Genomic DNA, 23,072 nt, shown 5'->3' with positions numbered 1-23,072 from the left:
ATAGTGCGTCTGGACCGGTCGGTCCAGTCTGCTATTCTACACAGATGAGTGAACGAACGACTGAGCGGGTTCCTGGCGTGATGGCGCCGCAGCGCTACAGGCGATTGCTGGCGACGGCGGCCGGCGAATTCGCCAGCCACGGCTTCGAACAGGCTTCGCTGAATGCGATCATCCGCGCCTGCGGGATGAGCAAGAGTTCCTTCTACCACTACTTCGGCTCCAAGGAGGCGCTGTTCGACCGCGTGGTCGAGGAAGCGTCCGCGGCGCTGGCGCGGGATCTGGACGCGCCCGATCCCGAAACGCTGGCCGGAGCGGATTTCTGGGATCGCGTCGAGGCGTTCCTGGCGCAGGCGCTGGCGGCTTCGGCCAGGCAGGACTGGTATGCCGATCTGGGCCGGCTTTTCTACCTGCCCGACCTGTCGGCCGAACGAAGCGCCGCGTTGCAACGGGTCCTGGCTGGCGTCGCCGATTGGCTCGGCCGCGTGCTGGCCGTCGGTCGCGCCTGTGGCGCGGTGCGCGACGACCTGCCGGCCTCGCTGCAGGCCGAGCTGGTGTTCGCCCTGCTGCAGGCGATGGATCGCTGGTCGCTGCGCCATATGAATGAATTCGACGAGGCCGCCATCGCTGGGCTGGCCCACCGCCAGTTCGAGGCGATGCGGCGCCTCCTCGCCACCGATGCGGCGATGCCGGGAACGGACGCCTGAGTCCAGATCGATGAGAAGCACGGCACCGGGCTTGAACGGTCTTTCCGAGAGCGCCCCGCCGAGAAGGGCTATTTTCGCTTGTTCAGGACTGTTCCTCGCCGATCAGGCCGCGCAGCAGGTCGCGCGTCGCTTCGATGTCGGCGACGATGGCGGCGCGGGCGGCGACCACGTCCTTTCCCTTCAGCGCCGCGACGATCTCGCGGTGGTGGATCGAATAGGCGCCGGCGCTGTCGGTCTTCAGCAGCGGCTCGATGTGATGCGTCAGCATGCGCATATAGGGGCCGAAGCGCAGCCACAGCGTCTCGATGAGCTGGATCAGCACCTCCGAGCGCGAAGCGCCGTAGAGGTGGAAATGGAACTCCTGGTTCTTGTCCAGCATGGCATAGACGCTGTCGGTCAGGCCGATCGTCTCATGCTCCCGGATGGTGTCTTCCAGTTCGACGATGTCGCGGGCGGTGACGTTGGGCACGGCAAGCTCGGTCGCCAGGCTTTCGACGGCGATGCGCGCGCGGCACAGGTCGTCGAGCCTGGCCCGGCTGGTGGCGGGGATGCGGGCCGAGCCGTTTGCCGCCAGTTCGAGCGCGTTCTCTGCCACCAGCCGCCGCAGCGCCTCACGCACCGGCATGTGGCTGGTGCCGAAGGATTCCGACAGCGCCGCCATGGTCAGCGTCTGGCCGGGCTCGAAGCGGCCCGTCATCAGCGCATAGCGCAACTGGCGGTAGACGCCGTCCTGGATGGTGCTGCGCGACGCTATCGGGGCAAAGACGTCGACTGACACGGAGATATCCCTATCGTTCCAATGCGGCTGCGACCTGACCAGCCCGGCCGTCTAGCCGACCTGTCGTAGTCATCTGCGTCCCGTCACACAAGGGGACGGGAAACGTCGGCTCCATCGAGGGCGGATTGACCGGAAGGCGATAGGGTCTGGCCGAGAGAAGCAAGGTCGTGCCGCCTTCGCTCGCCCTTGTCGCCGTATGCCGATGCTGCCGAAAGCAAAATTTACGACAAATCCCTTGACGCTGGGTCAATTTCGGTTTGTGTTGAACCAATAGCGAATTGGTTCGAACCATTAAGCGCCTCGATGCCGTCTGACGAACCGACAGGGAATTCCAACTACGCGCTGGAGAGGCTGCGCAGCCTGCTGCGCTCGGGCACTCTGGAGGCCGACGGTCGGTTGCCGACCGAGCGTGAGCTTTCCACGACCCTCGGCGTCAGTCGCCGTGCCGTGCGCCGCGCGCTCGAAGTGCTGGAGGCTGAGGGTCGCGTCTGGCGTCGGCAGGGATCGGGAACCTATGCCGGTCCGCGCCCCGACATGTTGAGCGAGCATGTCGGCTCGCTTGTTGCCGGGACGAACCCGATGGAGGTCATGGAAGTACGCCTGCGCATTGAGCCGCAGCTGGCGCAGCTGGCTGCCGTGCGGGCCGGGACCAAGGACGTCGAGCGCCTGTACGAGCTGGCCGGCAGGACGGAGCAGAGCACCGATGCCGACAGCCACGAGCTTTGGGACGGCGCCCTCCACCGCCAGATCGCGCGGTGCGCGGGCAACCAGTTCTTCCTCGCCATCTTCGACGTCATCAACCGGGTGCGACAGGATTCGACATGGCAGACGATCCGGCAGCGCGCCCGCACCGCTGCGGGGACCGCCCCACTCATCAACGCCCAGCACCTGGCCATCGTCGATGCGATCGCCGCCCACGACCCGGTGCGTGCCGGCGAGGCCATGCGCCGCCACCTGCTGACGCTGCAGGAAAGCCTCGTGCGCATCACTTCGCTGGATCGCCAGGAAGCCGACGCGGAAAAGGAACTAACCTGACGAAAACAAGGCGTCACGACAGGCGCCATTGCACAAACATAGGGAGGAGAAAGACATGAAGATCGCTAAATTCTTGCCTGCGTTGATGGCGGGGGCGCTGCTCGCGCTTCCGGCCACTGCCGCCGAACTGAAGATCGGCCTGCAGGACGACGCCGACATTCTCGATCCTGCACAGTCGCAGACCTTCGTCGGCCGCATCGTCTATACGGCGCTGTGCGACAAGCTGGTGGACCTGTCGCCGGACCTGAAGATCGTGCCGCAACTCGCCACCGAATGGGCGTGGTCGGACGACGGCAAGGTGCTGACCATGAAGCTGCGCGAAGGCGTCAAGTTCCACGACGGCACACCCTTCAATGCCGACGCCGTGGTTTATGACGTGACCCGCTCGATGACGCTGCCGGAATCCAAGCGCAAGAGCGAATTGAAGTCGGTCGAGAAGGTCGAGGCGAACGGCGAATACGAGGTCAAGTTCACGCTGAAGAGCCCGGACGTGACCTTGCTCGCCACGCTCTCCGACCGCGCCGGCATGATGATCTCGCCGACGGCGGCCAAAGCGGAGGGCACGAATTTCGGCAACAAGCCGGTCTGCTCCGGCCCGTTCAAGTTCGTCGAGCGCGTGCAGCAGGACCGCATCGTGCTGGAGAAGTTCCAGGACTACTGGAACAAGGACAACATCTTCATCGACAAGGTGACCTACCTGCCGATTCCCGACACCACCGTGCGGCTCGCCAACCTGCGTGCCGGCGACCTCGACATGATCGAGCGGCTGGCGGCGAGCGACGCGGCCGCCGTCAAGGCCGACGCCAATCTATCCTATCAGAGCGTCGTCAACCTCGGCTGGCTCGGCATCTATTTCAACGTCGGCGACAAGGCCACCACGCCGATCGGCAAGGACAAGCGCCTGCGCCAGGCCTTCTCGCTGGCGATCGACCGCGAGGCGGCCAACCAGATCGTCTATGAAGGCACCTCGGTCGCCGGCAACCAGCCCTTCAACCCGCAAAGCTCATGGTTCGACAAGGACTTCCCCGTTCCCGCCCGCGATATCGAGAAAGCCAAGGCACTAGTCAAGGAGGCCGGCTTCGACCGGGTTCCGGTGGAGATGATCGTCACCAACAATCCCGTCGTCATGCAGATGATGCAGATCGTCCAGTCGATGGTGGCGGAGGCCGGCTTCGACGTCAGCCTCAAGGCGACGGAATTCACCACGCTGCTCGACGAGATGACCGCCGGTAACTATCAGGTCGGCCGCGCCGACTGGTCGGGCCGCGCTGATCCGGACGGCAACATCCACCAGTTCCTGACCTGCAAGGCGGCGCTGAACGATTCCAAATACTGCAATCCGGAGGTGGACAAGCTGCTGAATGCGGCGCGCGAGGCGCCCGACGAGGCCGTGCGCAAGCAGAAATACGATGCCGCCATGGCCATCATCCAGGACGACATGCCGATGACATGGATCGGTCATCAGTCGTGGATTTGGGCGATGAACAAGAAGGTCACCGGCTTCGTGCCCTATCCCGACGGCATGATCCGGCTCGCCGGCGTGAAGAAGGCCGACTGACCTTTCGCATCGGCGGCGCCGGGCATTGGCCGGCGCCGCTTCCCCGGAACCTCGCGCTCGGGAAGACCATCATGTACAGCTACATCGGCAAGCGCGTGCTGGTCGCCATCCCGACGCTGCTGATCATCTCGATCTTCGTCTTCTCGTTGCAGAAGCTGCTTCCGGGCGACCCGGTGCTGGCGCTTGCCGGCGAGGATCGCGACCCGCAGACGATCGAATACCTGCGCGAAAAATACCACCTCAACGATCCGGTGCCGGTGCAGTACATCCGCTGGGTCGGTTCGGCGCTGCAGGGCGACCTCGGCATTTCGCTGAAGACCAACCAGCCGGTACTGAAGCTGATCGGCGACAAGCTGCCGGTCACCATCCAGCTTGCGGTGATGTCGATCATCTTCGCCTTCGTCATCGGCATCCCGATGGGCATTCTGGCGGCGGTAAAGAAGAACACCGCGCTCGACTACATCGCCAATGTGGTCGCGCTGTCCGGCCTGTCGATCCCCAACTTCTGGCTCGGCATCATGCTGATCCTGCTGGTTTCGGTGAAGCTCGGCTGGCTGCCCGCCTCCGGCTACCAGCCTTTCTTCGACGACCCGCTGCGCTCGATCCAGACGATGCTGATGCCGGCCTTCGTGCTCGGCAACGCGCTCGCCGCCACCTTGATGCGCCACACCCGCTCGGCCATGCTGTCGGTGCTGAGCGCCGACTATATCCGCACCGCCCGCGCCAAGGGCCTGTCGGAATGGGCGGTGGTGCTGGAACATTCTTTCCGCAACGCCGTGCTGCCGATCGTGACGCTGAGCGCATTGCTGTTCGGCGAGTTACTCGCCGGCGCGGTGCTGACGGAACAGATCTTCACCATCCCCGGCTTCGGCAAGCTCATCGTCGATGCCGTCTTCACCCGCGATTATGCCGTGGTGCAGGGCGTGGTGCTGTGCACGGCGGTCGGCTTCATCGTCATGAACCTGATCGCCGACGTACTATACGTGCTGCTCAACCCGCGCATGAGGGCCGCCCTTTGACCGCGCTCGAACAGGTCGATCTGTCGGCCACCGGCCAGCGTTCGCCGAGCCGCGCCTGGCGCAAGCTGAAGGCGAACAAGGGCGCGCTCGTCGGGCTTGTCATCATCGCCTTCTTCACGCTGCTCGCCGTTCTGGCGCCGCTGCTGCCGATCCCCGACCCGAACGCGACCAGCTGGTCGGCGATCCGCAAGGCACCGTCAGCGATGCACTGGCTGGGCACCGACGACATCGGCCGCGACATCCTCTCGCGCATGATCTGGGGCGCGCAGGCCTCGCTGCTGGCCGGCGTCGTCTCGGTCGGCATCGCGGTGGCCATCGGCGTTCCGTTCGGCCTGATCTCCGGCTATTTCGGCGGCTGGACCGACCAGATCATCTCGCGCGTCACCGAGGCGTTCCTGGCGATGCCCTTCCTGATCACGGCCATCGCGCTCGCCGCCTTCCTCGGCCCCAGCCTGACCAACGCCATGATCGCCATCGGCCTGTCGGCGATGCCGGTGTTCATCCGCCTCACCCGCGGGCAGGTGCTTTCGGTCAAGACCGAGGACTATGTGGAGGGCGCGCGCTCGATCGGCCTCAGGCATTCCTCGATCATCCTGCGCTACATCCTGCCCAACGTCTTCGCGCCGATCCTCGTGCAGGCGACGCTGACGATCGCCACTGCCATCATCGCCGAAGCGAGCCTTTCCTTCCTCGGTCTCGGCCAGCAGCCGCCGGCGCCAAGCTGGGGCTCGATGCTCAACGTTGCCAAGAACTACCTGTCGCAGGCGCCCTGGATGGCGATGTGGCCGGGGGTGGCGATCTTCCTTGTCGTCATCGGCTTCAACCTTCTGGGTGACGGCCTGCGCGACGCGCTCGATCCGCGTGAAGCGTGATTTTCTGAAAAGGACAATTTGAGAATGCCAGCCTTCACCACCCGCCCCGAAATCCTCGGAACCTTCGGTGTCGTCGCCTCCACCCACTGGATCGCCTCGGCGGTCGGCATGAGCATATTGGAGAAGGGCGGCAACGCGTTCGACGCGGCGGTGGCGACGGCTTTCGTCCTGCAGATCGTCGAGCCGCATCTGGTCGGGCCGGGCGGCGACATGCCGGCGCTGGTCTACTCGAAGAAGAAGGACAAGGTCGAGGTCATCTGCGCGCAGGGGCCGGCGCCCGCCGGCGCCACCATCGAGCACTATAAGGCCGACGGCCTGTCGATGATCCCCGGCGACGGGCTGCTCGCCACCGTCATTCCCGGCTCCTTCGACGGCTGGATGCTGATGCTGCGCGACTACGGCACGATGAGCGTGCGCGATGTGCTGGAGCCGGCGATCTATTACGCCGAGCAAGGCCATCCGGTGCTGCCGCGCGTCGCCGCCACCATCGCCGGCATGGCCGAGTTCTTCGAGAAGGAGTGGCCGACTTCCTTCGCGACATGGCTGCCGGGCGGTTCGGCGCCGGCGCCGCACTCCAATGTGAAGAACCCGGTTCTTGCAGAGACGTGGAAGCGCATCGTCGCCGAGGCGGAGGCGAAGAAGGGGAGGGAGGCCGGCATCGATGCGGCGCGCGACGCCTTCTATCGCGGCTTCGTCGCCGAGGCGATCCAGGCCTATCTCGACAAGGCGGAAGTGATGGACGCGAGCGGCAGCCGCCACAAGGGCGTGCTGAGTGCCGATGACATGGCGGGCTGGTCTGCGACGATCGAGGAGCCGCTGACCTACGATTACCACGACTGGACGGTGGCCAAGGTCGGGCCATGGGGACAGGCGCCAGTGCTTTTGCAATGCCTGTCGCTGCTGAAAGGCTTCGACATCGGCGCCATGGACTCTGCCGGCGCCGACTTCGTCCACACCGTCGCCGAGGCGATGAAGCTCGCCTTCGCCGACCGCGACGTCTACTACGGCGATCCGAATTTCAGCGACGTGCCGATAGAGTACCTGCTGTCGGATGCCTATGCCGACCAGCGCCGGAAACTCATCACGGACAGGGCCTCGCTCGATCTGCGCCCCGGCAAGGTGCCCGGCTTCGAAAAGCAGTTTGACCTGACGATGAAGCTGCTCGACGCCGACTCGCAGACCGGCGCAGTCTACGAACCGACCATGGCGCATCTGTCGGAAAAGCGCGGTGACACCGTCCATATCGACGTCATCGACCGCGAAGGCAACATGGTGTCGGTGACGCCGTCCGGCGGCTGGCTGCAATCCTCGCCGACCATTCCCGGCCTCGGTTTCTGCCTCAACACGCGCGCCCAGATGTTCTGGCTGACGCCCGGCCTGCCGACCTCGCTGGAGCCGGGGAAAAGGCCGCGCACGACGCTCACCCCGTCGCTCGGGCTTTACCAAGGCCGCCCGACACTCGCCTTCGGCACGCCGGGCGGCGACCAGCAGGAACAGTGGCAATTGTCCTTCTTCCTGCGCCATGTCCATCACGGCCTGAACCTTCAGGAAGCCATCGACATGCCGCTGTTTCACACCGCGCATTTCCCGGCCTCCTTCTATCCGCGCACCCGCGAGCCGGGCAGCCTGATCGCCGAGGCGAATTTCGGCGAGCCGGTGCTGGACGCGCTCAAGGTCAAGGGCCACCGGCTGACCGTGTCCGACCCGTGGACCATCGGCCGGCTCACCGCCGCCAGGCGCGACGCCGACGGTCTGCTGCGCGCCGCAGCGACGCCGCGCCTGATGCAGGCCTATGCGGTGGGGCGGTAGCGATGACCTGGTCCATTGTCGCCCGCGACCCCGCCACCGGCCATCTCGGCGTCGCCGTCGCCAGCCGCTTCTTCGCCGTCGGCGGCATCGTGCCCCACATTCGCGGCGGCGTCGGTGCCGTCGCGACGCAGGCCTTCGTCAATCCGCTCTACGGCGTCGACGGACTGGCGGCGCTGGCGATGGGCAAGGAGCCGAAGGCCGTCGTGGCTGAGCTGACCGCACGCGACGAAGGCCGTGACCAGCGGCAGATGCACCTGGTCGACGCGACCGGGCGCAACGCCGCCTTCACCGGCGCGCAGTGCATCGACTGGGCCGGTCATCTGGTCGAGGAGGACATATCGGTGGCCGGCAACATGCTGGCGGGGCCGCAGGTCATTGCGCAAACGCTGGCGACCTACCGCAAGGCAGCGTCGAAACCTTTCGCCGAGCGCCTGCTCGAAGCCATGCAGGCGGGCGAGGATGCCGGCGGCGACAAGCGCGGCCGGCAGTCGGCGGCGCTCGTCGTCTATCGCGACCAGGACTATGCATGGCTTCGCCTCAACGCCGACGACCATGCAGACCCGCTGGCGGAACTGCGCCGGCTCTATGCGGTCGCCCAGGAACGCTATCTTCACGTCGCCGAGACGATGGCGACGCGGCGCAATCCGAGCGGCCTCATCGACCGGCGCGAGATCGACGAGAAGATCGCCGCGCTCGAAGCCGAACGCATCGCGACGGGGCGGCCTTCGGCCTCCTTCGCCACGCCGCCGAAAACATGAGGGCCCCTATGGCATCGGAGCCGGAACGGATGGTGCGATGAGCGACGTACTTACGAGCAGGGTTTCGGCCGCAGGTGCTTCATCCTCAGCCGCTGAGCCGGTCCTCTCGGTGCGTGGGCTGACCACTGCCTTCCGCGTCGACGGCGACTGGAAGACGGTGGTGAAGGATGTCTCCTTCGACGTCATGCCCGGAGAGACCGTCGCCATCGTCGGCGAAAGCGGTTCGGGCAAGAGCGTGACTTCGCTGTCGGTCATGCGGCTGCTCGCCAAGGGGTCGAGCCGCATCGAGGGCTCCATTTTGCTCAACGGTAAGGACTTGCTGGCGCTGTCCGACAAGGAGATGCGGCAGGTGCGCGGCAAGGATGCCGCGATGATCTTCCAGGAACCGATGACCAGCCTGAACCCGGTCTTCACCATCGGCCGGCAGATCTCCGAGGCGCTGACCTGCCACGGCGAAATCGCCAAGGCCGAGGCGCGGGCCGAGACGGTGCGGCTTCTGGAAAAGGTGCGCATCCCCAACGCCGCTTCGCGTTTCGACGACTATCCGCACCAGTTCTCCGGCGGCATGCGCCAGCGCGTCATGATCGCTATGGCGCTGGCGAGCCGGCCGCGCCTGCTGATCGCCGATGAGCCGACCACGGCGCTCGATGTCACCATCCAGGGCCAGATCCTCGACCTGATCAAGGTGCTGCAGGAAGAGGAGGGCATGTCGGTCCTGTTCATCACGCACGACATGGGTGTGGTCGCCGAGATCGCCGATCGCACTATCGTCATGTACCGGGGCGAGGCGATCGAGACGGGCGCGACGGAAGACATCTTCCGCAACGGCCGCCAGCCCTACACCCGCGCGCTGTTGTCGGCCGTGCCGCGGCTCGGTTCGATGGCCGGCCATTCGTGGCCGCTGCGTTTCCCCATCGTCGATGTCGAGACGGGCTTGCGTAGCGAACCGTCGGAGGTAGCCGATACGGTCGAGCGCGGCGCCCCGGTGCTGGACGTGAGGAACCTGACCACCCGCTTCGATGTGCTGGGCGGGGTGCTGGGGCGCAAGGTCGGCGCCGTCCATGCAGTGGAGAACGTCTCCTTCGATCTCGCGCAGGGCGAGACGCTGTCGCTCGTCGGCGAATCCGGTTGCGGCAAGTCGACGACCGGCCGTTCCATCACCCGGCTTGTCCAGCCGAACGCCGGTACCGTCCTGCTGGACGGGCAGGATGTGCTGACCCTCGACACCGCCGCCATGCGGCGGACCCGTCGCTCGATCCAGATGATCTTCCAGGATCCCTTCGCCAGCCTCAATCCGCGCATGAGCGTCGGCGCGACGGTGGCCGAGCCGATCGTCGAGCATGGGCTGGCGAGGGGGTCAGAGGCGCGCGAGAAGGCGGCGGACCTTCTGAAGCGCGTGGGCCTCAGCCCCGACATGATGAAGCGCTACCCGCACGAATTCTCCGGCGGCCAGCGGCAGCGCATCTGCATCGCCCGGGCGCTTGCGCTCGATCCCAAGGTGATCGTCGCCGATGAAAGCGTGTCGGCGCTCGACGTGTCGATCAAGGCGCAGGTCTGTAACCTTCTGATGGACCTGCAACAGAGCCTGAAGCTCGCCTTCTTGTTCATCTCGCACGACATGGCGGTGGTCGAGCGCGTCAGCCACCGCGTGGCGGTGATGTATCTCGGCGAAATCGTCGAGATCGGCCCGCGCGAGGCGGTGTTTTCCAACCCCCGGCATTCCTATACGAAGAAGCTGATGGCAGCCGTGCCGGTGCCTGACCCCGCACGGCGCGGCATCAGGCGAAACCTCAGCGTGGACGAACTGAAAAGCCCCGTCCGGCCGCTCGGCTATGTCACGCCGACGCGGCGCTACGACGAGGTGGCGCCCGGCCATCTCGTTCGCGTCGACGACGGCATGTAGCGCAGACGCGCGGCCGCTTCGGGTCAGGCGTAGGCCCGATTGGCCTGCGCGGCATCCTTCTCCGGAATCCGCGCCGGGAACGGCTCGACCTGTCCTGCCGTCTTGTCCAGATACTGCATCAGCGCGGTCACCAGGTGATAGAAGATGCTCGCCGGCACCTCGGTCGCCGCCGGCCTACCGCGCTCGTCGATCCTGTCCATCCACAGGCCGATGGGAGCGGGATCGATATGCCATCTGAACAGCCGTGCGACGCGCGCTTCGATCTCCGGCTTCAGGTCCGGTCCGCCGATGCCGTCGAGCGCCGCGGCGGCCTTGACCGCCTCGCATTGCGGCCAGCTCCGGGAGATGCGGTCGAGCGGGGTGCCGTTGCGCGTCACCGCGCCGTAGGCCAGGCCGGTGGCGCGGTTCAGCCCGCTGGCGATGGCCGAGGAATAGAGTTTCCTCGCATAGGGCACCAGGTCCTTCTGGCCGCTCGCCAGCGAAAAGGCGACGAGCAGCGAGGCCCATTCGAAATGGTGCCCCGGTTCGGTCCATTGCCCGTCCTCCCCCGGCAGAGGCTGCCACTCGCCGTTGAAACGCTCGCCGAGCGTCCAGCTTTCCTGGTCGAAGAAATGGCAGCGGAAGAGATCGATGATGCGTGCCGCCCGGCGCAGATAGGCGCGCTCGCCGGTGATCGCGTGCCAGGCGAGGAAGGCTTCCAGCATGTGCATATGCGGATTGGAGAAGTGCATGTCCTCGCCGCCGGGGACTTCGAGGAAGCCGTTCAGGCTGTTGTCCTCCAGATGGGTGTCGATGAACTGGAAAGTCTCGCCGGCCAGCCGCAGGGCATCCGGGTGGCCGCAGCGATGCGCGTGGGCAAGCGCGAGCAGCACGCAGGAATGGTCGTAGGCGTCCTCCGCCGGGTCGGCCACGCGGCCGTCGGTGTGGAGGGTGCGAACCCAGCCGCCGCGGCCGCTGCGGCCATGTCGGGCGATGAAGCCGATGCCGTGGTCGAGTAGACTGTCGGCCGGCCCGCTCCAGCCGCGCTCCTTGGCCACCGCGAACGCATAGATCTGGCGCGCCATGGTGCGCATGCGCTTCGGCTTGCAGAGCGGTCGTGTATCGAACCCGAGCGCCTCGTGGAAGCCGCCATGGACGTGGTCGACGCCCGCCGTCGACCATAGCGGCAGTGTTTCGTCGAACAGCCAGTGCTCGACGCGCTTGCGCCAGGAGCCGCTGACGACGACGCGGTCTTCGGATGCCGTGAACTTTGTTTCGAGGCGCCCGCTTTTCTCAAGCTGCTCGACGACCTTCTTGACGTTTTGGCTGTGGCTGACGGGTGCGACGAACACCGCGTCCGGCGTCGCCACCACCGCCGCGTCCTTCATGCCGATAACGGTGAGCAGCCTGCCCTGGCTGCGGAGGTAGCAGCTGTCGCAATCCAGCGCCACGATGTCGCCCATCATGACGTTGCCGGCGTCGTCGGCCGGGCTCGCCTCGAGCAGCGATTGCCACGATCCGAGATCGTTCCAGCGGAAGGAAGCCGTGACCATGGCGATATCGCGCGCCTGTTCCATCACCGCGTAGTCGATCGAGGTCGAGGGGATGGCGGCATAGAAGCTTTGCGGCAGGTAGATTCCGGAGACATCGGTTCGCGCGGCGCCGAAAGCCCGCTCCGCCGCTTCCCAGATGTCCGGCCGGAACTCGACGAGCGCGCTGCGCATCGTCCCGGCATGGAACAGGAAGATGCCGGCATTCCAGTAGAACCGTCCCGAGGACACGTAGCGTTGCGCCGTTTCGATGTCGGGCTTTTCGACGAAGCGCGACACGGCTGCCACGCCGCCGCCTTCTGCCGTTACCTCGATATAGCCGTATCCGGTTTCGGGATGCGTCGGCCTGATGCCGAACACGACGATGTTTCCGCGCTCGGCGGCGGGCCTGCCCGCCTCGACGGTTTCCCAGAATTGCAGCTCGGTCGATATCTCGTGGTCCGAAGGGACGACGAGCACGAGCGCGTCGCTGCCGTGTTCATGGATCGCCTGGAGCGTCGCCACGGCGACGGCCGCAGCGGTATTGCGCCCGACCGGTTCGAAGATCGGCCGGCCGCCGTTCAGGCCGAGGGGGGCGATGTCGGAGATGATGCGATCAGCATGGCGCTCCGATGCGATCAGGTAGATCGGCGTCTCGCCGACCGGCCACGCCTTCAGCCGCCGCACGGTCCTGGCCAGCATCGAACCATTGCCTGAAAGGTCGTGGAACTGCTTGGGATTGTCTTCGCGCGAGAGAGGCCACAACCGCGAGCCCACGCCCCCGCTCATAACGAAACTGACGATCCGGTCCGGCATGGTTCACCCTCTCAGAATGTCTGGTTGTAGGCTCCGACTTCCGGATTGCGGCGCAGCACCGCGTCCAGCGCCTCGAACACCTCCCGGCGCCGTTCCGGCGAAACCGGGCTCTCCACCACGACGACGATTTCGGGCTTGTTCGACGAAGCGCGGACGAGGCCCCAGGTGCCGTCCGGCGTCGTGACGCGCACGCCGTTTACGGTGACCAGGTCGGCCAGCGGCTGGCCGGCGAAGGCGGTCCCGTCTCCCTTCATCTTCGTGAAGGCGCCGACGACCTTGTCGACCACGCCGTATTTCTCTTCGTCGGGGCAGTGCGGCGACATCGTCGGTGTACCGAAGGTCGGCGGCAGGTCGCGATAGAGATCCGCCATCGTCTTTTTCGGGCTGCGGTCCAGCATCTCGCATATGGCGATGGCGGTTATGAGCGCGTCGTCGTAGCCGCGCCCGATCGGCGCGTTGAAGAAGAAGTGCCCGGATTTCTCGAAGCCGGCGATGGCATCGAGTTCGGCGACGCGCCGCTTGATGTAGGAGTGCCCTGTCTTCCAGTAATCCGTGACCGCACCGTTCTTCATCAGCACGGGGTCGGTCATGAAAAGGCCGGTCGACTTCACGTCGGCGACGAAGACGGATTTCGGGTGCAGGGCGGAGATGTCGCGCGCCAGCATGACGCCGATCTTGTCGGCGAATATCTCGTTGCCTTCGTTGTCGACAACGCCACAACGGTCGCCGTCGCCATCGAAGCCGAGCCCGATGTCGGCGCCCGTTTCCAGCACCTTCTCCCGGATCGCATGCAGCATGTGCATGTCCTCGGGATTGGGGTTGTAGCGCGGGAAGGTATGGTCGAGCTCGGTGTCCAGCGGGATCACCTCGCAGCCGATGCGCTCGAGCACTTCGGGGGCGAACGCGCCGGCGGTGCCGTTGCCGCAGGCGGCCACCACCCTCAGCGTCCTGCCGACCTTCTTTCCGTCAGTCAGATCCTCGATATACCTGTCGCGGAATCCCGGCACGAATTCGTAGCTTCCGCCGCCCACCAGGTCGAAATCGCCGGCAAGCACGAGCGTCTTCAGGGCCGTCATCTCCTCCGGGCCGAAGGTCAGCGGCCTTTGCGTCCCCATCTTCACGCCGGTCCAGCCGTTTTCGTTGTGTGAGGCCGTGACCATTGCCACCGACGGCGCGTCGAGCGCGAACTGGGCGAAATAGGCCATGGGGGAGAGCGCCAGGCCGATATCCTTGACACGCGCGCCGGCTGCCATCAGCCCCGAAACAAGCGCCATCTTGATGCCCATGGAATAGCTGCGGAAATCGTGGCCGGTGACGATTTCCGGGGGCAGGCCCTTTCGGCGGATGAAGGTGCCGAGCCCCATCCCGAGCGCCTGGGCGCCCATCAGGTTCAACTCGGGCTCCTTCTCGGACCCCGGGTGTCCGAACCACCAGCGCGCATCATACTCGCGAAAGCCGGTGGCCTTGACGAGGGCGCTGGTCTCGAAGGCCAATGTGTTCGGCCTGGCCTGGCCGACGATGTTCAGGCTCACGGCGTCTGCTCCCCGTTGTCGAACCAGTCCTAGCACGCGACCGGACACGGGCCTCTTCATGAATTCGGATAACTCCGCTCCGCGGCGCGTGCTCCCTCATCCGATAGAGGCATGTCGGCCGCCCGCCGAATGGCCATCTCGCCGGAGCGTCGGAGGATTCTATCCTGGAAGGCCGGTCTGCCCCCGCTCCGGTCGAAGGTGGCCTGCACTATGCCGAATACTGTATTTCGCGAGACTGTCGACGCACGACGCCTCGGGTGGCTGTCCGGACGGAGCGAAGGCGGGACTGTCCCGCTTTTCCCGTCCCCTAAGGTGTAGACCCCTACGCCGATTGGCTGCGTTTACCTCCCTGAGGCCGGGCGTAGTCTCCTCCCCCGGGCGGTCCGGGATAGGGTTTCGGTCAACGGCATCCTGCCTGCGCGCCCGCAATCGTGGGATACGCCCGCAGGAGGAAGAATGGACCGCGCGTTTCCGCACAGATGGCCCTCCGCGATCGAGCAGCTGCCTGCCGCCGACCAGGAGTTCATCGGTCTTTCCGACATAATAGGGTTTCTCGGGCGCTATGTCGGAACGATTGCCGTCTCGCTGGCGGCAGCCCTGCTGATAGCGCTGTTTTACGTATCGACGACCGATTCGACCTACACCGCCAGCACGCAGATCCTGATAGAACCCAGAGTGTCGCAGCACCTCCAGGACGCAGGCGAGGTGAACCTGTCGTTGGACACTGCCCAGATGGAGAGCCAGATCGCAGTGATGCAATCTGAAAAGATCGCCACGATGGTCATCGACCAGCTCAAGCTCCTTGACGATCCCGATTTCAATCGCCCGCAGAAACTGCCCTTGCTGCAGAGGGTCAGGAGGTTCGGGGCGACCTTCGTCGAGGCTTTGGGACTGCGGGACAAGATGTGGTTCGCCTGGCTTCGGCGGCATCTTGGCTTCGTCCTGCAAGCCGCGCCGGCAAATCCCAGCGAATACGAGAAGAGCCGGCTCGCGATGCTGACCTTTCGTGGTGGCCTCGACGTCCGCCGGGTGGGCGTTTCCTACGCCATCGACATCTCCTTCACCTCGCTCAATGCAGAGGCCGCGGCACGGATTGCCAACGCCACGGCCGATGCCTTCGTGCGTGAGCAGCTTGAAACCAAGGCGGACGCCGCCAAGCAGGGCGGCGCGTGGCTTGAGACTCGTCTCGAGCAGCTACGCGACCAGATGAACAAGGCCATGGCGAAGGCGCAGGAGTTCCGGTCGCGGCACGACTACAGCGTCGGCGACGAGGCTGGGGCCAAGGGCGGGGGGAGCGGCGTTCCGACCCTGGAAGAGCTGGAGACGACGGCCGAAACCTACCAGAAGATGTATGAGAGCTTCCTGCAGGCCTACACCAATTCGGTGAGCCAGCAATCGTATCCGGTTGCCGACGCGCGTGTGATCACCGAGGCGACGGCGCCGCTCTCCCCGAGTGCGCCGAAGCCGAAGCTGGTATTGGCCTTCGCGGCGGTCGCCGGACTGGCTTTCGGGATCGGCCTGTCCTTCGTTAGGCATATGTTCGATCGGACAGTCGGGTCGGCGCGGCAGATCCGTGAAAACTTGGGGGTCGAATGTGTCGGCGAGTTGCCGCGCATTGGCAGGCGGCGAGAGACCGGCCGCATCGACGAAGTGCTCAGGAAACCCCATGCTCCATACACCGGCAGCCTTCGGAAAGCGCGCACCGAAATCAGTCTCGCGGAGACGGACCACCCCATCAGGTTCCTCGGCATGACCGCAGCGTCCGATGGCGGCTCGAAAAGTTCGGTCGTCGGCAATCTCGCCGCTCTCTATTCGATGTCCGGCCTGAAGACGCTGGTGATCGATGCCGACGTTCAGCACACGATCACGGCCAGGCTTCTTGGCCCCTCAGGCACCCATGGTGGACCGTGTCAGGATCCCGCCTGGCTGAATATCACGAGTTGTCCGGGTCGGTCGTTCGACCTGCTTCCAGGGCCGGTGATCGACGCAAGAAAACTGTTGATGCCGAAAAACATGGAGGCCTTCCTGTCGGAGCTGACGGCCTGCGACCTTCCCTCCTGCGCCTACGATATCGTCATCCTCGACATGCCGACGCTCGCCTCCGGTGCCGACCTGCTGAAAATCGGATCGATCCTGGACGGCGTCGTCATGGTCGCCGAATGCGGCGAGACGCACCTGGACACCTTGCGGGACCTGACGAGAACGCTGCAAACCAGCCGGAGCCCCATCCTCGGCGTGCTGCTGACGAGAGCCCGTGCGGCGACGTTCCTGCAGCGCCGGACCTGAACACATCGCTCCGGCCTTCCTGCCGGAACCCCCAAAATCGCCAAGGGGATCATTCCTTGGGATTAGGGAGGATAGAGTTGGAGATTTCCGCTACCTCCTTTGCTGTTCTTGCTCCAATGCCGTGGCCTTGGAAAAGTGGGGAGACCGAATTCGAACGGGCCTCGTCCCATGACAAACGCCTTCGAAAAACATCTGCATCCACATGCCCCGATCTGGGTGCACTCCTTTTCTCTCGACGATGCAGAAAATCGGACGGCGGCAGTGAACGCCATATCCTCGTCCGATTTCAGCAATGCCGGCGTCATGCTGGACGATCTGACGCCCGCGCCCGGGCCAGGCATGGTCAATCCGGTTGTCGGCGGCCTCTCGAAGCGCTTCATGGATCTTGTCATCGCCACCACCGCGCTGGCGCTGGCGGCTCCCGTGATGATCCTCGTCGCCCTTCTGATCCGGTTCACGATGGGTGGCCCGACCGTGTTTTCCCATACCCGCGTGGGGCGCGGCGGAAAGCCGTTTCGGTGCTACAAATTCCGGTCGATGGTCTGCAATGCGGACGAGGTGCTGAAGACCTGTATCGAAACCGACGCGGAAATCCGCCTGGAGTGGGAAAACACCCACAAGATCAGGAACGATCCCCGCGTCACGCGGCTCGGGCGGATGCTGCGCAAGTCCAGCCTCGACGAACTCCCCCAGCTCTTCAACGTCATTCGCGGCGATATGAGCTGCGTCGGCCCTAGGCCGATCGTGAAGGACGAGCTGCCGCAATACGGCGATCATCTCAGCGAATACCTGCAAGGCAGGCCGGGATTGACCGGCCTTTGGCAGGTGAGCGGGCGAAGCAGCGTCGATTATGCCAGCCGCGTCGCACTGGACAGCCAATACGTCCGGAACTGGTCGATCTGGCTGGACGTCTCGATCCTGTTCAGGACCATCTTCGCCGTGATGCGCTTCGATAGGACGTCCTGACGTTCCCTCGCTGTCCGGGTTCGATTTTCACCCTTAGAGCATTTTGCAGCCAGACGGAATCGTCTGGCGTCGCACAAATGCGGCTAAAACAAAGAGATAGATCGTTGCGCCGTTTCCGTGAAACGGTGAAACGATCTAGGGTCGCCGCCCGCGTGTCGACAAAAGCAGGCCGACGACATAGGCGCAGGCCAGGGCGAAAACCAGTATCAGGAATCTTGAAATCGTCACGTGGCCCGGAAAGCCGAGGCCGTTCCAAACAAGGCTTCCAGCCAGGAGCACCGCCGTCGTGGCGATCAGGGCGGGCGCCTTGAACCGCAATCCCACAAGAACGCCCGCCGCCGCTACGGCGATCACACTCAGGAGCACGGATACCTCCAGTTTGTGACACGACAAGGATCGCTGCAATTCGGCGGGACGCGGCCGACGGTTTCTGGGGCCGGGCGAATCGCCGTTGAGCGGATGCGCAAGCGATTGGATCGCACTGATATGCGGCCCTAAAATTCAAGGCAAGGGCCAAGCCCGAACGATCCCCTGTGCATTGGGCGCGGGCCAGTGCTTTTCCAGTGGCACGGGCGATAGCAGTTCGTCACCGCTGCCGCTCTCGGACGTGCTCGATCAGTTGGTATCCTGAGCCGCCGGCATCTCCGCATGCATGCCGCTGGCCGCCGGCAGGACGGCCATACCCGATTGCGGCTCGGGAATTTCGATCTTGATCGTATCGCCCGGCTCGACCGGCGTCGTCTCGTCGGCATCGATCTCTTCGGAGCCGGTGGCCGTCGCCCTGACGATCTTGAAGACCGGCCTGGCCCTTTCGGAGCGTTCCTGCATGGCAAGCAGCGCGGGGGCTGTCACTTCGGTCTCGTGAAGCAGTTGCACGGCCGTGTCGGTCTTGCTGGCCATCTCGTTCAGCTGCTGCTGCGTCTCACGCAATGCCTCCGCGATCTCGTTGGCGTTGCGGTTGTTGAGATTGAGGATCTCGATGTCGGTCTTGCTGATCTCCTGGCGGACCCGCAGCAGCGACGTCTCGGCCGCCAGCCTGTCGCCCTGCATCCGGGCGACCGTGCCTTCGAGGGAAAGCTCCCGCGGCGCAGCCGCCAATCCCTTCCCGACAAGGGTCGACACACCTGCCAGTTCCTTCTGGACGAGTTCAATCTGCTTGTCGTGGAAAGTCAGCTGCTGCTCCAGCGAGTCCAGTTCCTTTTGAAGGAAATCCTTGAGCTCGTTGAGTGAGCGGAGCTGCGTGGTCATCGCGTCCCTGCGGACCGTGAAGATCTTGCGCTCCTGCTCCATCGCCACCGCGACCGTCCGATTGGAGGCCCTCTGCGTCAGTTCCGCAGGAAAGGAGATATCGTCGCTGCCGGCCTGCTCGGACTCCAGCCGCGCCTTGCGGGCGAGCAGGCTGAAGCTGGACTGCGACAGCAGGTCGATATCACCCTGGCCGGTGATCATTTCACGTTCCAGCCTCGGGAGGTCCTCGTCGCGCGTCCTCAGGCCGCCGGCAATTCCCATCGCCTGCAGGATCGTCAGTCCGGGCCTGAAGGGGAATTCGCCCGGCTGCGCGACGTTGCCGACAATGTAGAACGGCCGGTACTGGGCGATCTCGACGGCGACGTCCGGCGGCCGGCTGAGCCCCATCTGCTGCATCAGGCGGTCGCCGATCGCCCGGGCGAGCTCGCCGGGAGCGGTTCCCTGTGCCCGGATCTGGCCGACGAACGGAACGAACAGCGTCCCGTCTGCGCTGACGGTGAAATCATCGTTGAGCGCCGTCCACTCGAAAATGACGTCGCGCGATGCCCGCCACTCGTAGACCTTGAGCCTGACCTTGTCCTGTGGGCCCAGGAGATACTCGGCGGCGGTCGTCGGCAGGCTGCAGGCGGTCGTTGCCGCCAGCGCAGCCGCCATCGTCACAAGCCACTTCCGCATGGTCTTTCCACCTCAGATTTTCAGGATGTATTCGGGTTCGATTCGTCCCGTCGCGACATGGTAGATCGCGAGCAGGTTGCCCATCAACCTGCCTCGCCTGTCGACATACGATTCCGGCTTCAGGCTTTTCGCCAGATTGGCGGCGATATTCCTGAACATGAGGGGAAGTGCGAAGGAGGCGGGAACTGTGCCCTTGCGGACCAGGTAGATCGCGTTCGCGACCTGTGAATAGCCGAACTGCTTGCCGCTGACGCGCCCCGACTTGATGCCGAGGTGGACGCCCCTGATCGAGGTCACGCACACGACCCGCCCCCTGGAGCGCATCTGGCTGGTGAAGTCGATGTCCTCCTGCCAGCCGTAAAGGACGAGGCGTTCGTCGAAGCGCAGGTCGCCGATGAGGGGGGAACGGAAGGACATGTTGCAGCCGTAGGCGCCGACATGGTCGACCACCGGCGGGCCGTCATACCTTTCGGTGCCGGATTCCCGCAGGGCGGCCTCCGCCTCCTCCCAGCCGAGGCCGGCATTCGTCGCGCCGTCCCTGACGACCCTGCCCATCACCACCGCCCAGTCCGCGTTTTCCGTGAAGGCCGTCTCGACCTGTTCCAGGTATTGGCCCGACGGCACGAAATCGTCGTCGAAGAACGTGATGATGTCGAAGCGCCTCATCGCGGGTGCCAACGCGGTGTTCCGCTGCGCGGCAAGCCCCTTTGGCCCGGAAACGAGGGAGACGGGAAAGGGAAGGTCCGCAGGCAGGTCGACATGCGTTGCCTCGGGCACCGTCAGTATGACCTCGTCGGGAAGCCGCGTCTGGTCGCCCAGATAGTCGACGAGGCGCGCCGCCTGGCCGTTGCGGCCGAGGGTCGGGATGATCACTGCAAGCCTCATGGCCGGTCCCTGTTGGATCCCGCCAAACCCTAGACCTGCGAGAGGGGGCGAAGCAGCCTGCATAAAGGGAGACGGCGCAGCCCCGTCCTACCTCCCGGCACCGGCTTTCGGGGTATCTCCGGCAGCCGGCTGCATCCATAAGGATGAGACGGCTTGCCGCCTTCGGCACCGTCTAGCCGATCGGACGACTTGCCGGCATGCCGGCATGGCATGGAGAGTGCAGGCTTCCAGGGCCGGGCGACAACCATGCTCCACGAACACTCTTCCGATCTGGCGCTCGCGTCCAGGGTCGACATGCCTGCCGGGGCGCTGTCGCCCGTTACGGAGCCAAGTGGCGGCAGCGACGCCAGGATAGCGGTCGTCCACGACTGGTGTCCCAATTTCCGCGGTGGCGAGCGGGTGCTGGCGCAGATTTGCAAGCAGTTTCCAAACGCCGAGGTTTTCACGCTTTTCGATTTCCTTCCGGCCGAGGTGAAGGAGCAGTATTTCCGCGACGTGGAATTCCACACGTCCGCCGCCAACCGCCTGCCCATGGTGCGGAAATTCTATCGATCCCTCTTTTTCTTCTGCCCCTTCCTGATCGAGCAGTTCGACGTGACGGGATTCGACGCGGTGATCTCGTCTTCGGCCGCCTTCTCGCGCGGCGTGATAACCCGGCCGGACCAGCCGCACCTCTGCTATGTGCACAGCCCCGTCCGCTACGCCTGGGACGAGCAGTTCTCCTATCTCCAGCAGGGCGGGCTCGGTTTCGGGCCGAAGGGCATGCTCTACCGCTATATGCTGCATCGCCTCCGGACATGGGACACGCGCACAGCGCACGGTCCGGACCTGATGCTGGCGAATTCCAACTATGTCCGTTCCCGCATCCGCCACATCTATGGGCGCGACGCGCGCGTCGTCTTCCCTCCGGTGGCGCTGGCGGAACTGCCCTGTGTCGAAGACAAGGACGACTATTACGTCTGCGCCTCCTTTCTCGCTCCCTACAAGCGCACGGATCTCGTCATCCGCGCTTTCAACGAGATGCCGTCGCGACGGCTGGTCATCGTCGGCGAAGGCCAGCAATCGGCCGCTCTGCGCGGGCTCGCCGGCCCCAACATCAGCTTTTCGGGCTACCTGCCGCGGCGGGACTATATCGACGTCGTCGCGCGGGCGAAGGCGATGGTCTTCGCCGGCTGCGAGGACTTCGGCATCGCGCTGGCGGAGGCGCAGGCCTGTGGCACGCCGCTGATCGCCTTCGGCCGCGGCGGAGCGGTCGACATCGTGCGGCGCCTTGGCGCGGCGCCTGAGCCGACGGGTGTGCTTTTCAAGGCCCAGACGGTCGGCCAGCTCAAGGAGGCGGTCGAATGGTTCGAGCTGAACAGTGACAAGATCGCGCCATACGCCTGCTCCAGGAACGCCGAGCGCTTTTCCGAGCAGAATTTCGACCACGCCATTCTGGAATCGCTGGCGGCCGTCCGCGAACTTCACGACATGGCGTGAGGTTCGCGAGCCCTGACGATCGTCGCTTCCACATCGATGCCGTCAGCGATGCTCATGGCCTGGAGATAGCGCATGGCAGTGGTTCTCCAGCTATAGGCGGAAGCTCTCGCCTTCCCCTTCGCCGTCATCCGCAGCCGTAGCGGTTCGGAAGCGGCGAGCTGCATGAAGCGGTCGAACCAAGCCTCCGGATCGTCAGGAGGCGCGAACAAAGCGGCGTCTTCGCAGACTTCCGGCAGGCAGGCCCGGTCGGAAACCACCACCGGGCAGCCGATCGCCATGGCTTCGAGGGCGGGAAGACCGAAGCCTTCCGTCAGGGAGGGGAAGGCCAGGCAGAGCGAGTCCCTGAGCAGCGCCGCCAGCTCGCCATCGGAAACGCGGCCCAGCCAGTGGATGTTCCGTGCTTCGGCCTTAGTCGGCGCCGATCGGAAAATACGAGAGTCCGGGATGCCTACGACCGCGATCCTGAAGCCGTTCTCGGCGAGACGACCCGCCATTTCGAGGACGAGGTGCACATTCTTGTGCGGGGCGGCGCTGCCGATCATCACGATGGTCTTGCGCGAAGCCGCCGGTCGTGTCGCCTCAGAATGTCCGGGCGTCCATCGCTTGACATGCTCGTGCCCGTTCGGGGCGACGAACGCCCGCCGCGCGGGAACGACGCCACGGCCGACCAGCTCGCTCAGTGAATAGTTCGATACGGTCGAAACGCCCCATGCGGTCCTGCTGAGGCATGGCAGCAGGGCCTTGTAGAAACTCCTGAAGGCAAGCGAATAGCTTTGTGGGGCGTTCCAGACGTTCGCGTCGTGGATGCAGACGATCTGCTTGCGGCAGGCAAGCGGTCCGGTGTTGCAGAACGAGAGCAGCCCGCCGTCGACGGACAGGGGAAGCTGCACCTGCTCCCAGATGTGGCCGCCTGCTCTGCCGACCTCGCGACGCTCGATGTGAGAGAGCGGCAGGTCGCTGGCGCCGGGCGGACAGCACAGGTCGAGTTCGAGGCCGCGCGCCAGCGGCACGCCTTCGGCGACCAGCATATCGAGCGCAAGCGCGACCTCGCGGGCATAGCGCTGCACGCCTGTCGTCGGCTGGCAAAGAAACCGTCCGTTGATCGTCCAGCGCCGCGCCATCGCGCACTCCTTCGCGCCGGCAGTGTGGGGCTATGGGCGAGCCGCGTCACCATGGCCATCGTGCTGTCCCGCAGGTGGTCCGTCATCCGGAAAGGCGAGATCGAATCGCGGATTTACCCC

18 protein-coding genes are annotated in these 23,072 nt (G+C 65.0%); 11 read left to right on the top strand and 7 right to left on the bottom strand.

Features of this window, described 5'->3' with window-relative positions:
* Window positions 1-80 precede the first annotated feature (80 nt).
* Window positions 81-704, top strand: coding sequence for a TetR/AcrR family transcriptional regulator (locus tag E6C48_RS11625; protein WP_230978743.1), 624 nt, complete (start codon window positions 81-83; stop codon window positions 702-704).
* An 82-nt stretch (window positions 705-786) separates the two neighbouring features.
* On the opposite strand, the gene E6C48_RS11620 is transcribed toward E6C48_RS11625, so the two are convergent.
* Window positions 787-1,482 carry a GntR family transcriptional regulator gene (locus tag E6C48_RS11620; protein ID WP_407940979.1) on the bottom strand — a complete coding sequence of 232 codons (696 nt, stop codon included), beginning with the start codon at window positions 1,480-1,482 and terminating at the stop codon, window positions 787-789.
* A gap of 303 nt (window positions 1,483-1,785) precedes the next feature.
* Here E6C48_RS11620 and E6C48_RS11615 point away from each other — a divergent pair, with 303 nt between their 5' ends.
* From E6C48_RS11615 to E6C48_RS11585, 7 genes are all read left to right on the top strand, one after another.
* Window positions 1,786-2,517 carry a FadR/GntR family transcriptional regulator gene (locus E6C48_RS11615; RefSeq protein WP_136357320.1) on the top strand — a complete coding sequence of 244 codons (732 nt, stop codon included), beginning with the start codon at window positions 1,786-1,788 and terminating at the stop codon, window positions 2,515-2,517.
* A gap of 55 nt (window positions 2,518-2,572) precedes the next feature.
* Window positions 2,573-4,075, top strand: a complete 1,503-nt coding sequence (locus E6C48_RS11610; protein ID WP_136357318.1) for an ABC transporter substrate-binding protein — start codon at window positions 2,573-2,575, stop codon at window positions 4,073-4,075.
* Between the two features lie 71 nt (window positions 4,076-4,146).
* Window positions 4,147-5,094, top strand: a complete 948-nt coding sequence (locus E6C48_RS11605; protein ID WP_136357316.1) for an ABC transporter permease — start codon at window positions 4,147-4,149, stop codon at window positions 5,092-5,094.
* Entirely contained in the window at window positions 5,091-5,966 is an 876-nt protein-coding gene (locus E6C48_RS11600) for an ABC transporter permease (RefSeq protein ID WP_136357314.1), read from the top strand. Before E6C48_RS11605 ends, E6C48_RS11600 begins: the two co-directional genes overlap by 4 nt.
* Before the next feature lie 24 nt (window positions 5,967-5,990).
* Window positions 5,991-7,775, top strand: a complete 1,785-nt coding sequence (locus E6C48_RS11595) for a gamma-glutamyltransferase family protein (protein WP_136357312.1) — start codon at window positions 5,991-5,993, stop codon at window positions 7,773-7,775.
* Between the two features lie 2 nt (window positions 7,776-7,777).
* Window positions 7,778-8,533: a DUF1028 domain-containing protein gene (locus E6C48_RS11590; RefSeq protein WP_136357311.1), complete on the top strand. Its 756-nt coding sequence runs from the start codon at window positions 7,778-7,780 to the stop codon at window positions 8,531-8,533.
* A gap of 37 nt (window positions 8,534-8,570) precedes the next feature.
* The gene (locus E6C48_RS11585) at window positions 8,571-10,436 is read left to right on the top strand and encodes an ABC transporter ATP-binding protein (RefSeq protein WP_136357308.1); all 1,866 of its coding nucleotides are present in this window, start codon (window positions 8,571-8,573) and stop codon (window positions 10,434-10,436) included.
* Between the two features lie 23 nt (window positions 10,437-10,459).
* On the opposite strand, the gene E6C48_RS11580 is transcribed toward E6C48_RS11585, so the two are convergent.
* Complete coding sequence (locus E6C48_RS11580) at window positions 10,460-12,760, bottom strand: mannose-1-phosphate guanylyltransferase/mannose-6-phosphate isomerase (protein ID WP_136357307.1); 2,301 nt, start codon at window positions 12,758-12,760, stop codon at window positions 10,460-10,462.
* An 11-nt stretch (window positions 12,761-12,771) separates the two neighbouring features.
* Window positions 12,772-14,292 (bottom strand): phosphomannomutase/phosphoglucomutase, encoded by a 1,521-nt coding sequence (locus tag E6C48_RS11575; protein WP_136357305.1) that lies wholly within the window; start codon window positions 14,290-14,292, stop codon window positions 12,772-12,774.
* Window positions 14,293-14,748: 456 nt separating this feature from the next.
* Here E6C48_RS11575 and E6C48_RS11570 point away from each other — a divergent pair, with 456 nt between their 5' ends.
* Both E6C48_RS11570 and E6C48_RS11565 read left to right on the top strand, forming a co-directional pair.
* On the top strand, window positions 14,749-16,578 hold the full coding sequence (locus E6C48_RS11570) for a GumC family protein (RefSeq protein ID WP_136357303.1): 1,830 nt from the start codon (window positions 14,749-14,751) through the stop codon (window positions 16,576-16,578).
* A gap of 99 nt (window positions 16,579-16,677) precedes the next feature.
* On the top strand, window positions 16,678-17,544 hold the full coding sequence (locus E6C48_RS11565; protein ID WP_330998603.1) for a sugar transferase: 867 nt from the start codon (window positions 16,678-16,680) through the stop codon (window positions 17,542-17,544).
* Window positions 17,545-17,679: 135 nt separating this feature from the next.
* Here the strand turns inward: E6C48_RS11565 and E6C48_RS11560 are convergent, their stop codons facing one another.
* The 3 genes from E6C48_RS11560 to E6C48_RS11550 form a co-directional block, all read right to left on the bottom strand.
* Window positions 17,680-17,910 (bottom strand): hypothetical protein, encoded by a 231-nt coding sequence (locus E6C48_RS11560; RefSeq protein ID WP_136357301.1) that lies wholly within the window; start codon window positions 17,908-17,910, stop codon window positions 17,680-17,682.
* 249 nt (window positions 17,911-18,159) lie between these two features.
* Window positions 18,160-19,467: a polysaccharide biosynthesis/export family protein gene (locus E6C48_RS11555; protein ID WP_136357299.1), complete on the bottom strand. Its 1,308-nt coding sequence runs from the start codon at window positions 19,465-19,467 to the stop codon at window positions 18,160-18,162.
* 12 nt (window positions 19,468-19,479) lie between these two features.
* Entirely contained in the window at window positions 19,480-20,352 is an 873-nt protein-coding gene (locus E6C48_RS11550; protein ID WP_136357297.1) for a glycosyltransferase family 2 protein, read from the bottom strand.
* A gap of 294 nt (window positions 20,353-20,646) precedes the next feature.
* On the opposite strand from E6C48_RS11550, the gene E6C48_RS11545 reads away from it, so the two are divergent.
* Window positions 20,647-21,831 carry a glycosyltransferase gene (locus E6C48_RS11545; RefSeq protein WP_230978741.1) on the top strand — a complete coding sequence of 395 codons (1,185 nt, stop codon included), beginning with the start codon at window positions 20,647-20,649 and terminating at the stop codon, window positions 21,829-21,831.
* Here the strand turns inward: E6C48_RS11545 and E6C48_RS11540 are convergent.
* On the bottom strand, window positions 21,816-22,952 hold the full coding sequence (locus E6C48_RS11540) for a glycosyltransferase family 4 protein (protein ID WP_136357293.1): 1,137 nt from the start codon (window positions 22,950-22,952) through the stop codon (window positions 21,816-21,818). The two genes, E6C48_RS11545 and E6C48_RS11540, sit on opposite strands and share 16 nt — an antisense overlap.
* Window positions 22,953-23,072 lie beyond the last annotated feature (120 nt).

Source organism: Ollibium composti (genome assembly GCF_004801285.1).
GTDB classification, from domain to species: domain Bacteria; phylum Pseudomonadota; class Alphaproteobacteria; order Rhizobiales; family Rhizobiaceae; genus Mesorhizobium; species Mesorhizobium composti.
The sequence above is the reverse complement of the archived record's forward strand: the minus strand, read 5'-3'. Positions and strand labels throughout refer to the sequence as shown.